The organism is Pseudazoarcus pumilus (assembly GCF_002872475.1).
In the GTDB taxonomy this organism is placed as follows: domain Bacteria; phylum Pseudomonadota; class Gammaproteobacteria; order Burkholderiales; family Rhodocyclaceae; genus Pseudazoarcus; species Pseudazoarcus pumilus.
Map to the genome: position 1 here is coordinate 1321646 of NZ_CP025682.1, position 13417 is coordinate 1335062.

Genomic DNA, 13417 nt, shown 5'->3' on the forward strand with positions numbered 1-13417 from the left:
TCGGCGCAGGGGGCATGGCGCGGGGCGCTCGCGCATTGCTCTCGTGCGCGATCGCGGTGTTCTGTGCCGCGGCCGCTGCGCAGTTCGAACCCAGTCCGGTACTCGAACGCATCCGCTCGGCCGGAGAGATTCGCATCGGCGTCAAGACCGATTTCCCGCCCTTCGGCATGCTCGACAGCGGTGGGCGGCCGATCGGCTTCGAGGTGGATCTGGCGCGCCGCCTCGCCGAGGAGATGGGCGTGGAGGCCGTGCCGGTCGGGGTGAGTACCGAGAACCGCTTCCAGCGTCTGGAGCAGGGCGCGGTGGACCTGATCATCGCCACCGCAGCCGATACCGCCGAACGTCGCCAGCTGGCCACCGTGATCGAACCCAACTACTACGGTGGCGGGGTCGGCGTGTTTCTCCGGCCGGGCATCTTCCATGACGACTGGAAGGCGCTGCGCGGCGTCGAGCTGTGCGCGCTGCAGGGCAGCTATTTCAACAAGCCGATCATGCAGCGCTATCTGGTCAAGCTGCAGATGTACCGCAGCGTGCGCGACGCGCAACTAGCGCTGCGCGACGGGCGCTGCACCGGCTTCCTGTACACCGATGTCGCGATCCAGCAGTACCTCAAGGATCCGCAGTGGACGGGTTACACCGCGCCGCTGCCGTCGGCGCTGATCATTCCGTGGGCGATCAGCATCCCGCGCTCGGAGGCGGGTACCGAGTTCGAGCGGGTGGTCGGCGACATCGTCGCGCAGTGGCATCGCGAGGGCACGCTGATCGAGCTCGAGGCTGCCTGGGACATTCAGCCCAATCGCTTCCTGCAGGACGCCAACCGGCTGTGGAACGAGCGCAAGGCGGACGGCGGTTGGCTGTGCGAGCGCGATGCCGCTGGGCAATGGCCCGCGGCCTGTCGCAACGCGGCCTTCGTCACCTCGGCCGATGTCGGTGGTCTGGAGGGGATTGGCCTGTGGGTGCGCGAGACCTTCGGGATGGACTTTTCGTTCATCTACGACCCCTTCGATCGTGAGCGCTATCTCGTCGGCATCCTGTGGACCCTGGTGTTGTGTGCGAGCACCATCGTCGCGAGCCTGGCGTTCGCTTTCGGCGGCGCGGCGATGATCTTCGCGCGCATCCCGCTGCTCAGCCGGCTGGTCGCGGCCCTGGGCAACTTCGGTCGCATGACGCCGGTGCTGCTGCAGATGTATCTGGTGTTCTTCTGGCTCTCCAGCCTGGCCTGGTCGAGCCTGGGCGTCAGCGTGCCGCCGGTACTCATCGCCATCGCCTGTCTGGCGCTGTATCACGGCTCGATCATCACGTTCGCCTTCCTCGACGCGGCCGAGCATCTGCAGCATTCGCGGCCGGATTTCCGCTTCACGCCCGACCACCTGCCCGAGCTGCTCGGCGCCGCTTCGGTGGGGGTGCGCAATACGCTGACCAACCTGGTCAAGTCCAGCTCCATCGCCTCGGCGATCGCGGTGCCGGAACTGCTCTCGGCGACCATCGCGATCATCGCCGATCGCGGCAACGTATTCCTGATGATGAACGCGCTGCTGGTCGTGTTCTACCTGATGACCGCCTTCTGGATTCATGTGTTTGGGCGCTTCGAACGGCGGCTGCAACGGGCGGGTCTGGCATGATCGGCGATTCCCTGGAAGTGCTGTGGACGTGGACGCCGTTCCTGCTCGAGGGACTGTACTGGAACGTCGTCATCACCCTCCTCGCGACGATGCTCGGGACCTGCGTCGGCGGGGTACTGGCGGTGCTGCATCTGTCGCCGTCGCGCTTCATCGCGCGTGGCGTCGGCTTCGTCGTGTCGGTCTTTCGCAACGTGCCGAGTCTGGTGTTGCTGTTCTACGCCGCGACGCTGATTCCGAACCAGATCGACCTCGGTGGCACCATCGTCAATATCCCGGACTGGCTCAAGGCCTCGATCGCGCTGGCCGCCTCGCCCACCGGATTCACCGCGCTGAACCTGCACACCTCCATCCTGTACTGGCGGCAGGGGCAGCGGCGCGCGGCGATGCTGTTCATTCCCAATTGGCTCGGTGGCCTGATGATCACGCTGCTCGCCTCGAGCACCGCGTCGCTGGTGGGTGTCAGCGAGCTGGTGGGGCAATGCAACACCGTGATCGCTGCGACGGGGACGACCTACCTCGTTCCGATTTATGTTTACGCCCTGTGCCTGTTCTTTGCCTTGTGCTATCCGCTGAGTCTCGCCCTGGGCGGGCTCAAGCGCCACATGGCTGCGAAGTACGCGTGAGTGCCCACCTCTCAGGTGTTTGTCGATGAAACGAACCAGCCCGAAGGTTGAAAAGTATTTCCTCAAGAGCGCCAAGGACGAGTTCCTCGCGTTGCTGCTGTTCTGCCGCCACCAGTGGTACGTGGTGGTGGCGATCGTGCTGGCCGTGGGGCTGGCGTTGTACTACGTGTCGCCTTTTCCGCCGTCGACGATCCGTGTGGCCTCGGGCCAGCCCAACTCGACGCTGGAGAAGATCGCCGCACGTTACGGTGAATACTTCGATGCGCACGGTGTGCGTGTGGAGTTCTTCACCACGCGTGGCGCGGCCGAGAATCTACAGGCCTTGCGCGACGGCAAGGTAGACGTGGCCTTCTCGCAGGGCGGGCTGGCGCTCTCGCGCGACGAGTCCATCGTCTCGCTCGGCAGCATCGGCTACCAACCGCTGTGGTTCTTCTACCGCGGCGAGCGCTTCAAAGGGGAGGACTTCGTCGCCTTCCTTGAAGGGCGACGCATCTCCATCGCGCTGCCGGGCAGCGGTACGCGCCCGGTGGTCGATGCCTTGTTCGGCGTCCTGCCCGAGGTGGCTGTCAATCGCATGCGCAAGTACGAAATGCCGGCGGGCGAGAGCATCGACGCGCTGCTCGCCGGCGAGATCGACGGCATGTTCCTGCTCGCCGGCATCGAGTCGGGGAACGCCCAGCGTCTGCTGCGCCGTTCCGACGTGCGTCTGCTCGACTTTCCGGTGGCCGAGGCGCTCACGCGCCATCTGCAATACACCGAAGTGGTAACACTGCCGAAGGGGGCACTGGAGGTCACGCCGCCGCGCCCCGAGGCCGACGTGCACATGATTGCCACGACCACGACGATTCTTGCGCGCGAATCGTTGCACCCGGCGCTGCAGTATCTGTTCATGCGCGCGAGCACCGAGCTGTACCAGTCCGAAGAGGTGTTCTTCGAGCGCGCCGGCGGCTTTCCGGCCTTCACCGAGCGCCACATCCCGCGCAGCGAGGTGGCCCAGCGCTACAACACGCACGGCCCACCGATGCTCGAAGACTATGCGCCGTACTGGGTGGCGAGCTTCTTCGACACGGCCTGGGTGGGCATTCTGGCGCTGATCGCGGTGCTCTATCCGCTGCTGCGCATGGTGCCCAGCTACCGCAAGACCATGTTCAACATCGGCGCGAGCTTCAAGTACGACCAGATCTTCACGTTGGCGCGCGAATCCGAGACGGTAGGCTCGCTGCGTGAGCTCGATGCGCTCGAACGCACCCATCGCCAGTTGACGCAGGAGGTCGAGGAAACCTGGGTGCCCAAGGGGTGCAACCAGTCGTACTACTTTCTGGTGGGCTCGCTGGAGTTGGCGCGCGAGAGGCTGGATCTGGCGCGCTCACGTCTGGTGCCCGGCACGCCCGTGCCCGAACGCGGACGTTCGACGCAGGCACTGGGTGCAAAAACCGGTAGCATGTAGCGCGCCGCATTCACCTGTTCCACGGCCCCAATCCCCAATCGGGCCGCTTCGTGTGTTTCTTCCTGAGGATCGCCATCATGAAACGTTTCGCCGCACTGCTGTGTCTTCTGCTCGCTGCCGTGGGCGTCCACGCCGAAGTCATCAAGGTCGCCGTCTCGCCGGCCTCGCCGCCCAACCTGTACGAGGAGGGCGGCCAGACCAAGGGGCTGGACCTGGACATCTTCGAGGGCTATTGCAAGGCGCGCGGCTGCACGCTCGAGATCACCGCTTACGACTGGCAGGGCATGCTCGGCGCGGTCGTCAGCAAGCAGGCCGACGTCGCCTTCTCGGGCATCTCGATCACCGAGCAGCGCCAGCGCGTGATGGATTTCTCCAAGCCCTACATGGAGAACACCTGGAACCTGGTGAGCATGAAAGAGCGCGACATCGAGTTCATGAACGACCTCGACCAGCTCAAGAAGTACTCCGTCGGCTATCCGCGCGGCATGGCCTATACCGATTTCATCAAGCGCGATCTCGAACCCAAGGGCGTGTATTCGCTCGACAAGGTCAAGCTCTATCCGACCTACAACGAGGTGCTCTCCGACCTGCGCAACGGCAACCTCGACCTGGCCTTCCTCGACGGCACCGTGGCCTCGGTGTATCGCAAGACCATGCCGATCCAGGACGCCTACGTGTTCTCCGGCTTCGACCGCTTCGGTTTCGCCTTCCCCAAGGGCTCGGCGCTGCGCGCGGACTTCGACAAGTATCTGGACGAGCTGGGTGAAGAAGGGCTGCAGGCCATCATCGACAAGTGGATGAATTAAGCCAGTACGGCGGCGCAGTCCGATGACCTTCCTCGACATCCTGAGCCTGCTCGCCGCCGGCGCCGGCTACACCGTTCTCGTCACCTTCTCGTGCATCGCCACCGGGCTCGTCGTCGGCCTCGCGGTGGCGATGGCGACGCGCTTGCACATCGGTGCGCTGGATGTCGTGCTGTCGGTGTTTACCTACGTTTTTCGCGGCATTCCGGTGCTGGTCCTGCTGTTCATCGTGTTCTTCGGTCTGCCGGCATTCGGGATGAGCGTTCCCCCGCTGGTGTCGATGATGCTCAGCCTCGGCCTGATCGCCGGCGCCTATCTGGCGGAAGTCTTTCGCGGCGCGCTCGAGTCGGTCGACGCCAACGAGATCGTCGCGGCCGAGGCCATGGGCATGAGTCGCTGGCAGATCCTGGTTTCCATCGAACTGCCGCAGATGCTGCGCTTCGCGGTGCCGGGCATGATCAACGAGTTCACGACGGTGCTCAAATACTCGCCGTTCGCCTACACGGTGGGCATTCCCGAGATCATGAAACACGCCATGGTGCTGGCCTCGACCACGCTGCGCGGGGTCGAGATCTATTTCGCCATCGGCCTGCTGTACTTCGCCATCTACAAGCTGATGCTCGCCGGCGTGCGTGCGATCGAGCGCCATTACGCCATCCCCGGCTTTCACCGTGACTGAAGCATGACGCAAACCTCCGAAAACTCCGTGCTGCTCGAGGTGCGCGGGCTGATCAAGCGTTTCGACGACAAGCCGGTGCTCAACGGCGTGGACCTCGTGCTGCCGGAAGGGCAGATCAAGATGGTGATGGGCCCGTCGGGTTGCGGCAAATCGACCCTGCTGCGTTGCATCAACCGCCTCATCGACCCCTGCGCCGGACAGGTCATCTTCCGTGGCGAGGATGTCACGCGCGCCGATACCGATGTGCGTCTGTTGCGCCAGCGCATCGGCTTCGTGTTCCAGCATTTCGCGCTGTATCGCCATCTGTCCGCACTCGACAACGTCACGCTGGGCCTGCGCAAGCTGCGTGGCATGAGCCGTGCCGACGCCGTCGACAAGGCCATGGCGGAACTGGCGCGCATGAACATGGCCGAGCATGCCGCCAAGTACCCGTCGCAACTGTCGGGTGGGCAGAAACAGCGCGTCGCGATCGCGCGCGCACTGGCGATGGACCCGGCGGTGCTGTTCTTCGACGAGCCGACCTCGGCGCTGGATCCGCTGATGTCGCGCGAGATCGTTGGCGTCATCGACCAGTTGTGCGCCGACAACGTGACCATGCTGTGCGTCACCCACGACGTCGATCTGGCTCGCGCCATCGAAGGTAACGTGGTTTTCCTCGACGAGGGCATGGTGCGTGCCGAAGGCGGCGCGAACGCGCTCTTCGAGGATCACGACGACCCGCGCATCCGCGCCTTCTTTTCGCGTGACAGGCGGTCCTGATGGGCGACTGGTCCTTCTTCATCGCCGAGGTGCTCGATTACTGGCCGCAGATTCTCGATGGCCTGGGCAATACCTTGCTGCTGGCCGGCACGATCACGGTCACCGGCATGCTGTGGGGCATCGTGGTGTTCCACTTCGCGCTCAGCGAACGCCGCCTGGTGCGTCGTGTCACCAACGGCTACATCTCGTTCTTCATCGGCACGCCGCTGATCGTGCTGCTGTTCCTGATGTACTACGGTCTGCCCCAATGGGGCGTGAGGATGTCGCCGTTCACGGTCGCGGTGATCGGCTTCACGATGAACGTGGCCGCCTACAATGCGCGCTACCTGATGACGGCCTACAACGGGCTGGATCAGGCCGAGCTCGAAGCCGCCCGCGCGCAGGGCTTTTCCGGCCTGCAGGTGTTCCGCCTCATTACCCTGCCGCAGGCGCTGCGCCTGGCCATTCCGGGGCTCACCAACCAGGCCATCCTCAATCTCAAGGACAGTTCGGTGGCCTTTCTGATCCAGTACACCGAGTTCTTCGCCCAGGTGCAGGAACTGGCCACGCGCAGTTTCGAGTATTTCAAGGCCTACCTGGCCGCTGGCCTGGTGTACCTGCTCATGGTCTCGGTGATCGTGCTCTTCGCGCGCTGGCTGGAACGGCGCTACATGCTGCCCGGCGTGCGCCGATGAATGGAGAAATCCCGCGATGTCGATGACCTACGAGGAACATCTGGACGAAGTCACCACCCTGATCACCGAAAAGTACGACGTCAGCGACGAAGATGCCATCGCGATGGTGATGTGCGCGCAGGCCGATGAGTTCTTCTGCGGGCACGACGAAGATCCGTCCCTGCGCACGCTGGAGCGTGCGCATGCCGACGCGCGCACGGTGTTTGGGAAGTACGGCAAGGTCTGAACGGGGTTCCGCGCCCTCAGGCGGGCGTGAGCCGAGCCAGTTGCCTATCGTGCAGGCCCGAGAGCAGCACTTGCGCCGTGACCGCGCCGCACAGCGCGAGGAACATGTCCCATTGCGCGTCCCAGACGTCTCCCTGCGTGCCGAGAAACGCCACCGAGCCGTCCGCCCACCAGACCGCCGCCTGCCATTCGATGATCTCGTAGGCTGCACTGATACCCAGGCAGGACAGCGTGACGACGACGAACAGCCATTTGCCGGCACGCAGCGGCGAGGTGCGCAGCAGCAGTTCGCGCGCGACGATGGCCGGTGTGGCGCCCTGGAAGAAGTGGCCGATACGGTCGTAGGGATTGCGCGCCAGGTCGAACCAGTCCTGCAGCGCGAAGCCCAGCGGTACGCGCGCATAGGTGTAGGTGCCGCCGAGGATCAGGATCAACGCGAAGAGCGCGATCATCACATAGGTGACAGCAGTCAGTGGAAAGCGGTGCGCCGTGAGCACCAGCAACGGCAAGACCACCAGTACGGGGAAGACCTCGGCGAACCAGATGGCGCGATCGTGGGGCGCGATGGCCGACGCGGCCAGCGCGGCGAGCACGATGACGAGCAGGGCGATGCGCATGACGCCTCCGATGCCGGACTTATGCAATCGCGATTATAGCGCCGGCGCGGCGGCGGCTCGGCCTGGCCGCTGCGCGCCGCCCCGTGTAGCATCGGCCGTCCCGGGCCGCCTTGCGGCGACCGTTCGCCCACCGATGGAGCCTGTCCGCCGATGTCCCGTGTCACCGCCTGCGTACTCTTCACCAGTCTGTTGTCCTGTATTCCCGTGTCCGCGTCCGAAGCGGCCGACCCGTCTGGCGAGGGCGCCGGCCGGCTGGTGCTGGGGCTGGACCGTATCGCGCGCGAATACCGCGAGTTCCAGGCCACGCCGGAGGCCGGCGAGGACACGCGCTTTCGCAGTCAGAGCGTGCCGGGCATGGTCGGCGATTGGGCTTTCGTCGATGCGGTCGCCCGCGCAAAGGATCCTTCGGCGCTGATCGCCGACCTGGAGGTGATCGGTGCCGAGATCGTCGCCGTGTCGGGTCGTAACGTGTCGATCCGCATTCCGCTGGCCGCGCTCGACGAACTCGCGGTGTTGGAGACGCTGCTTTCGGCGCGCCCGGTGCTGGCCCGGCGCAACGTCGGCGCCGTGACCAGTCAGGGGGACGTGGCGCAGCGTTCGGACGTGGCGCGTTTCGACTTCGGCGTGGATGGGGCGGGCTCCGCCGTCGGCGTGCTCTCCGACAGTTTCGACTGCCTGGGCGGATATGCGGCCGACGTGGCCGGCGGCGACCTGCCGCCCGATGTCGTCGTGATCGACGACTATGACCTGGACAACTGCTCGGACGAAGGGCGTGCGATGGCACAGATCGTCCACGACGTGGCTCCCGGTGCGCGGCTGCTGTTCCACACCGCGTTCAAGGGCGAGGCGGCCTTTGCCCAGGGGGTACGGGCGCTGGCGCGGGCCGGCGCGACGGTGATCGTCGATGACGTGGGCTACTTCGCCGCTCCGATGTTCCAGGACGGGTTGGTCGCGCAAGCGGTCGATGAGGTGGTCGCGCAGGGCGTGGCCTACTTCTCCTCGTCGGGCAACAGCGGGCGCAATGCCTATCGCTCGCGATTTCGCGACGCCGGCGTGATCGGGTCGCTGGGCGGCATGCTGCACGACTTCGATCCAGGACCGGGCGTCGACACCATGCTCGAACTCGACGCGCACCGCGCGGGGACCATGATCCTGCACTGGAGCGAGCCGTACTTGTCGGTCAGCGGTGCGCCCGGAACGCGCTCCGACCTGGACGTATGCCTGTGGTCGGCGCCTGTGCCGAGCGAGGAAGCGGTGATCAGTTGTGGCGACGACGCGAACATCGCCGGTCCCGACGGTGGTAGCGGCGACCCGGTGGAACTGGCAGCCACCTTTGGCGAAGGGCGCCTGTGGGTGTCGATCGAACGCCGCGAGGGCGAGGCGCCGCGATGGGTCTCGCTTTCGCCGACCTTCGATGCGGATTTCGTCGACGCCTACGAAGGCGTGCACGCACCCACCAGCTACGGCCATCCGAATGCCGCCGGCGCGAACGCGGTCGGCGCCTCGGCCTACTTCATGTCGCCGGCCTTTGGCCTGGATCGCCCCTTGCTCAATGGTTTTTCCTCGGCGGGCGGCATCCCGATCCTGTTCGACATCGACGGGCGTCCGATCTTCGAATTGCGCCGCAAGCCCGAATTCACTGCGCCCGATGGTGCCAACACCACCTTCTTCGTCGAGGGCCGCGACATCGAGCCCGATGGCTGGCCCAATTTCTACGGCACTTCGGCCGCCGCGCCGCACGCAGCCGGGGTCGCTGCGCTGATGCGCGCGCGCAATCCCTTCCTGTCGCCGGCGGCGATCACGGCGCTGCTGCAGGTCACGGCCGTCGACATTCTCGAGCGCAGCGACGGCGTCGCGGTCGACGACGCGCGCAGTTTCATCGGCGCGGGCTTCGACTTCGACAGCGGGGCCGGGCTGATCGATGCGCTTGCGGCGGTCGCGGCGGTGCAGCCCGGCTGGGGCTGGCGCCGTCCATTCACATCGCCGTGGTTTCTGCCGCGTTTGCGCTGAGGCTCGATGCGACGACGCCGGCGCAAGGCCGGCGTCGAGGAGAAATGGTGCCGCTTGTCGGATTCGAACTGACGACCTACCGCTTACAAGGCGGTTGCTCTACCAACTGAGCTAAAGCGGCGCGGGGCGGATTATAGCGCAAGGCTTCGCGCCTGCCCGTACGGCTCAGGCGATGGCCACCGGAATGCCGGCGATCTTCGCCGCCCATTCCTTCGGGCCGGTCTCGTGCACGCTGGTGCCCTGCGCGTCTACGGCCACCGTCACCGGCATGTCGACCACGTCGAATTCGTAGATCGCCTCCATGCCCAGGTCTTCGAAACCCACCACCCTGGCGGTCTTGATGGCCTTGGAAACCAGATAGGCCGCGCCGCCCACCGCCATCAGATAGGCGGACTGATTGTCGCGGATGGCCTCGATGGCAGCCGGGCCGCGCTCGGCCTTGCCGACCATGGCGATCAGTCCGGTCTGCTCCAGCATCATGCGCGTGAACTTGTCCATGCGCGTGGCGGTGGTGGGGCCTGCCGGGCCGACCGCTTCCTCGCGCACCGGGTCGACCGGGCCGACGTAGTAGATGATGCGGTTGGTGAAGTCCACCGGCAGCTTCTCGCCCCTGGCGAGCATGTCGCCGATGCGCTTGTGGGCGGCGTCGCGGCCGGTGAGCATCTTGCCGTTGAGCAGCAACACCTGGCCGGGCTTCCACGAGGCCACTTCCTCCTTGGTCAGCGTGTCCAGGTTCACGCGCGTGGCGACTTCGGTGTCGGCCTGCCAGGTCACGGCCGGCCAGTCTTCGAGCTTGGGGGTTTCCAGATGCGCCGGGCCGGAGCCGTCCAGATGGAAATGCACGTGACGCGTGGCCGCGCAGTTGGGGATCATCGCCACCGGCAGGCTGGCGGCGTGGGTGGGGTAGTCGAGGATCTTGACGTCGAGCACGGTGGTGAGCCCGCCCAGACCCTGCGCGCCGATGCCCAGCGCATTGACCTTGTCCATCAGTTCCAGACGCAGTGCCTCGACGCGCGAGAGCTCGGCGCCGCTGGCGGCCTTGTCGCGCAGCACGTGGATGTCGCACGGCGCCATCAGCGATTCCTTGGCCATGAGCATGGCCTTTTCGGGCGTGCCGCCGATGCCGATGCCGAGAATGCCCGGCGGGCACCAGCCCGCGCCCATGGTCGGCAGGGTCTTGAGCACCCAGTCCACGATGGAGTCGGACGGGTTGAGCATGGCGAGCTTGGACTTGTTCTCCGAGCCGCCGCCCTTGGCCGCACAGGTCACTTCCAGGCCGTCGCCCGGCACCATCTCGACGTGCACCACGGCCGGGGTGTTGTCCTTGGAGTTGCGGCGCGCGCCGGCCGGGTCGAGCAGCACCGAGGCGCGCAGCTTGTTGTCCGGGTGGTTGTAGGCGCGGCGCACGCCCTCGTCGACCATCTCCTGCAGGCTCAGCGTGGCGTCCCAGCGCAGGTTCATGCCGATCTTGAGGAACACCACGGCGATGCCCGTATCCTGACAGATCGGCCGGTGGCCCTCGGCGCACATGCGCGAGTTGGTCAGGATCTGCGCGATGGCGTCCTTCGCGGCCGGGCTTTCCTCGCGTTCCCAAGCCTTGCCGAGTGCCTGGATGTAGTCGAGCGGGTGGTAGTAGCTGATGTACTGGAAGGCGTCGGCGACGGACTGGATCAGGTCGTCCTGGCGGATGACGGTCATGGTGCTTCTCCCGGGGAAATGCGGCGGCCTGCGGGATTCTACCAGCGCGGTTGCCGGGGGTATCATGTGCTCAGGGCAGGGTGCCGTCGGACTAGGCCGTAAGTCGTATGTAAGACACATCTTCTTAAATGAAGGCCAGTCTGCCGATCGGCATCCGCGCCGGTTCCGGCCCGCGACGGGCCGGTGTCAGAGCCAGAACAAGCAAGGAGACCACAAGATGTCGAGCGAACAGCAAGCCCGTGTGTATCAGCCTTCGGCAGAGGCGGTCTCGCGCGCGAGGGTGTCGGGAATGGACGCCTACGAGGCGCTGTGCGCGGAGGCCGATCGTGACTACGAAGGCTTCTGGGCGCGCCATGCGCGCGAGCTGCTCGAATGGCAGACGCCCTTCACCCAGGTGCTGGACGAGAGCGAAGCGCCGTTCTTCAAGTGGTTCGCCGACGGCACGCTCAACGTTTCGTACAACTGCCTGGACCGCAACGTAAAGCGCGGCGACGGCAACAAGACCGCGATCATCTTCGAGTCCGACGACGGCAAGGTCGCCCGTGTCAGCTACGCCGACTTGCTGGTGCGCGTATGCCGTTTCGCCAACGCGCTGCGCGACATGGGCGTGAAGAAGGGTGACCGGGTCATCATCTACCTGCCGATGTCGGTCGAGGGCGTGATTGCGATGCAGGCCTGCGCGCGCATCGGCGCCACCCATTCGGTAGTGTTCGGCGGTTTCTCGGCGCACGCGCTGCGCGATCGCATCGAAGATGCCGGCGCGGTCGCGCTGATCACCTCCGACGGGCAGTTTCGCGGTGGCAAGATGCTGCCGCTCAAGTCCATCGCAGACGAGGCGCTCGATTCGGATGCGGCCAAGTCGTGCAAGAACGTCATCGTACTGCGGCGCACCGGCGCCGACGTCAACATGGTCGAAGGGCGCGACCACTGGATGCACGAGGTCGTCGACGGCCAGCCCGACACCTGCGAACCGGAGTGGGTCGGCGCCGAGCATCCGCTGTTCATCCTGTACACATCCGGCTCCACCGGCAAGCCCAAGGGTGTGCAGCACTCGTCGGGCGGCTATCTGCTGCAGGCGGCGATGTCCATGCGCTACACCTTCGACATCCAGCCTGACGACGTCTTCTGGTGTACGGCCGACATCGGCTGGGTCACCGGCCACACCTACGTCGCCTATGGGCCGCTGGCCTGCGGTTCCACCCAGATCGTCTTCGAGGGGGTGCCGACCTATCCGAATCCGGGACGCTTCTGGCGCATGGTGCAGGACCACAAGGTCAGCATCTTCTATACCGCGCCGACCGCGATCCGCTCGCTGATCAAGGCCTCCGAGAACAACCCCGATTGCGCGCCGACGCAGTACGACCTGTCCAGCCTGCGCATCCTCGGCACCGTCGGCGAGCCCATCAACCCGGCCGCCTGGGAGTGGTACTACGAAAACGTCGGCGGTGGCCGCTGCCCCATCGTCGACACCTGGTGGCAGACCGAGACCGGTGCACACATGATCACGCCGTTGCCCGGCGCCACGCCGATGGTGCCGGGTTCGTGCACGCTGCCGTTCCCGGGCATCCAGGCGGCGATCGTCGACGAGACCGGTGCCGACGTACCCAACGGCCACGGCGGCATCCTCGTCGTCAAGCGCCCGTGGCCGTCGATGATCCGTACCATCTGGGGGGATCCGGATCGCTTCCGCAAGACCTACTTCCCGGATGACTTCAAGGGCAAGCTGTATCTGGCGGGCGATGGCGCGGTGCGCGACAAGGACACGGCGTACTTCACGATCACCGGGCGCATCGACGACGTGCTCAACGTCTCGGGCCACCGCATGGGCACGATGGAGATCGAATCGGCCCTGGTCGCCCACGACGAAGTCGCCGAGGCGGCCGTGGTCGGTCGCCCCGACGAATTGACCGGCGAGGCGATCGTGGCCTTCGTGGTGCTCAAGGGTGCACGCCCGACCGGCGAGGCCGCCAGCCAGAAGGTCAAGGAACTGCAGCAGTGGGTCGGCAAGGAGATCGGCCCGATCGCGCGTCCCAAGGACATCCGCTTCGGTGAAAACCTGCCCAAGACGCGTTCGGGCAAGATCATGCGTCGCCTGCTGCGTCAGCTTGCGAAGGGCGAGGAAATCACGCAGGATACGAGTACGCTTGAAAATCCGGCGATTCTCGACCAGCTCAAGGGTAACGGCTGAGTTCCCGGGGCAACGATTTACAGGAGGAGGCTGGGCACAAAGGCGCGAGATGAAGGGCCGTTCCGAGGCAAA

General features: G+C 65.6%; 12 protein-coding genes and 1 tRNA gene. 10 read left to right on the forward strand and 3 right to left on the reverse strand.

The genetic code is table 11. The features are described from left to right. Positions 1–14 precede the first annotated feature (14 nt). The 8 genes from C0099_RS06425 to C0099_RS06460 all read left to right on the forward strand — a co-directional run bounded on the left by C0099_RS06425 (position 15) and on the right by C0099_RS06460 (position 6833). Complete coding sequence (locus C0099_RS06425) at positions 15–1622, forward strand: transporter substrate-binding domain-containing protein (RefSeq protein ID WP_164084878.1); 1608 nt, start codon at positions 15–17, stop codon at positions 1620–1622. Continuing rightward, a complete protein-coding gene (locus tag C0099_RS06430) occupies positions 1619–2245 on the forward strand; it encodes an ABC transporter permease subunit (protein WP_102246677.1) in 627 nt (208 codons plus the stop codon). Before C0099_RS06425 ends, C0099_RS06430 begins: the two co-directional genes overlap by 4 nt. A 25-nt stretch (positions 2246–2270) precedes the next feature. Then, entirely contained in the window at positions 2271–3692 is a 1422-nt protein-coding gene (locus C0099_RS06435; RefSeq protein WP_102246678.1) for a TAXI family TRAP transporter solute-binding subunit, read from the forward strand. Between the two features lie 77 nt (positions 3693–3769). Continuing rightward, positions 3770–4498 (forward strand): transporter substrate-binding domain-containing protein, encoded by a 729-nt coding sequence (locus tag C0099_RS06440; RefSeq protein ID WP_102246679.1) that lies wholly within the window; start codon positions 3770–3772, stop codon positions 4496–4498. 22 nt (positions 4499–4520) lie between these two features. Then, positions 4521–5174, forward strand: coding sequence for an amino acid ABC transporter permease (locus C0099_RS06445; RefSeq protein ID WP_102246680.1), 654 nt, complete (start codon positions 4521–4523; stop codon positions 5172–5174). 3 nt (positions 5175–5177) lie between these two features. Next, positions 5178–5933, forward strand: coding sequence for an amino acid ABC transporter ATP-binding protein (locus tag C0099_RS06450; RefSeq protein ID WP_102246681.1), 756 nt, complete (start codon positions 5178–5180; stop codon positions 5931–5933). Then, positions 5933–6607: an amino acid ABC transporter permease gene (locus C0099_RS06455; RefSeq protein WP_102246682.1), complete on the forward strand. Its 675-nt coding sequence runs from the start codon at positions 5933–5935 to the stop codon at positions 6605–6607. The genes C0099_RS06450 and C0099_RS06455 overlap by 1 nt, the downstream gene beginning before the upstream one ends. Before the next feature lie 16 nt (positions 6608–6623). After that, positions 6624–6833: a hypothetical protein gene (locus C0099_RS06460; RefSeq protein ID WP_102246683.1), complete on the forward strand. Its 210-nt coding sequence runs from the start codon at positions 6624–6626 to the stop codon at positions 6831–6833. A gap of 16 nt (positions 6834–6849) precedes the next feature. Here C0099_RS06460 and C0099_RS06465 read toward each other — a convergent pair whose 3' ends face one another. Further along, positions 6850–7449: a DUF2238 domain-containing protein gene (locus C0099_RS06465; RefSeq protein ID WP_102246684.1), complete on the reverse strand. Its 600-nt coding sequence runs from the start codon at positions 7447–7449 to the stop codon at positions 6850–6852. A 150-nt stretch (positions 7450–7599) separates the two neighbouring features. Between C0099_RS06465 and C0099_RS06470 the strand changes: the two genes are divergently transcribed. Further along, positions 7600–9459: a S8 family peptidase gene (locus C0099_RS06470; RefSeq protein WP_102246685.1), complete on the forward strand. Its 1860-nt coding sequence runs from the start codon at positions 7600–7602 to the stop codon at positions 9457–9459. A 45-nt stretch (positions 9460–9504) separates the two neighbouring features. On the opposite strand, the gene C0099_RS06475 is transcribed toward C0099_RS06470, so the two are convergent. Next, positions 9505–9580, reverse strand: a tRNA-Thr gene (locus C0099_RS06475). A 44-nt stretch (positions 9581–9624) separates the two neighbouring features. Continuing rightward, complete coding sequence (locus tag C0099_RS06480; protein WP_102246686.1) at positions 9625–11157, reverse strand: fumarate hydratase; 1533 nt, start codon at positions 11155–11157, stop codon at positions 9625–9627. A 217-nt stretch (positions 11158–11374) separates the two neighbouring features. On the opposite strand from C0099_RS06480, the gene acs reads away from it, so the two are divergent. Beyond that, entirely contained in the window at positions 11375–13345 is a 1971-nt protein-coding gene (gene acs / locus C0099_RS06485; RefSeq protein WP_102246687.1) for an acetate--CoA ligase, read from the forward strand. Positions 13346–13417 lie beyond the last annotated feature (72 nt).

Coding starts and splice junctions, on each gene's coding strand:
- acs (WP_102246687.1), top strand. CDS start 11,375: ATGTCGAGCGAACAGCAAGCCCGTGTGTATCAGCCTTCGGCAGAGGCG.
- C0099_RS06460 (WP_102246683.1), top strand. CDS start 6,624: ATGTCGATGACCTACGAGGAACATCTGGACGAAGTCACCACCCTGATC.
- C0099_RS06470 (WP_102246685.1), top strand. CDS start 7,600: ATGTCCCGTGTCACCGCCTGCGTACTCTTCACCAGTCTGTTGTCCTGT.
- C0099_RS06455 (WP_102246682.1), top strand. CDS start 5,933: ATGGGCGACTGGTCCTTCTTCATCGCCGAGGTGCTCGATTACTGGCCG.
- C0099_RS06450 (WP_102246681.1), top strand. CDS start 5,178: ATGACGCAAACCTCCGAAAACTCCGTGCTGCTCGAGGTGCGCGGGCTG.
- C0099_RS06445 (WP_102246680.1), top strand. CDS start 4,521: ATGACCTTCCTCGACATCCTGAGCCTGCTCGCCGCCGGCGCCGGCTAC.
- C0099_RS06440 (WP_102246679.1), top strand. CDS start 3,770: ATGAAACGTTTCGCCGCACTGCTGTGTCTTCTGCTCGCTGCCGTGGGC.
- C0099_RS06430 (WP_102246677.1), top strand. CDS start 1,619: ATGATCGGCGATTCCCTGGAAGTGCTGTGGACGTGGACGCCGTTCCTG.
- C0099_RS06480 (WP_102246686.1), bottom strand. CDS start 11,157: ATGACCGTCATCCGCCAGGACGACCTGATCCAGTCCGTCGCCGACGCC.
- C0099_RS06425 (WP_164084878.1), top strand. CDS start 15: ATGGCGCGGGGCGCTCGCGCATTGCTCTCGTGCGCGATCGCGGTGTTC.
- C0099_RS06465 (WP_102246684.1), bottom strand. CDS start 7,449: ATGCGCATCGCCCTGCTCGTCATCGTGCTCGCCGCGCTGGCCGCGTCG.
- C0099_RS06435 (WP_102246678.1), top strand. CDS start 2,271: ATGAAACGAACCAGCCCGAAGGTTGAAAAGTATTTCCTCAAGAGCGCC.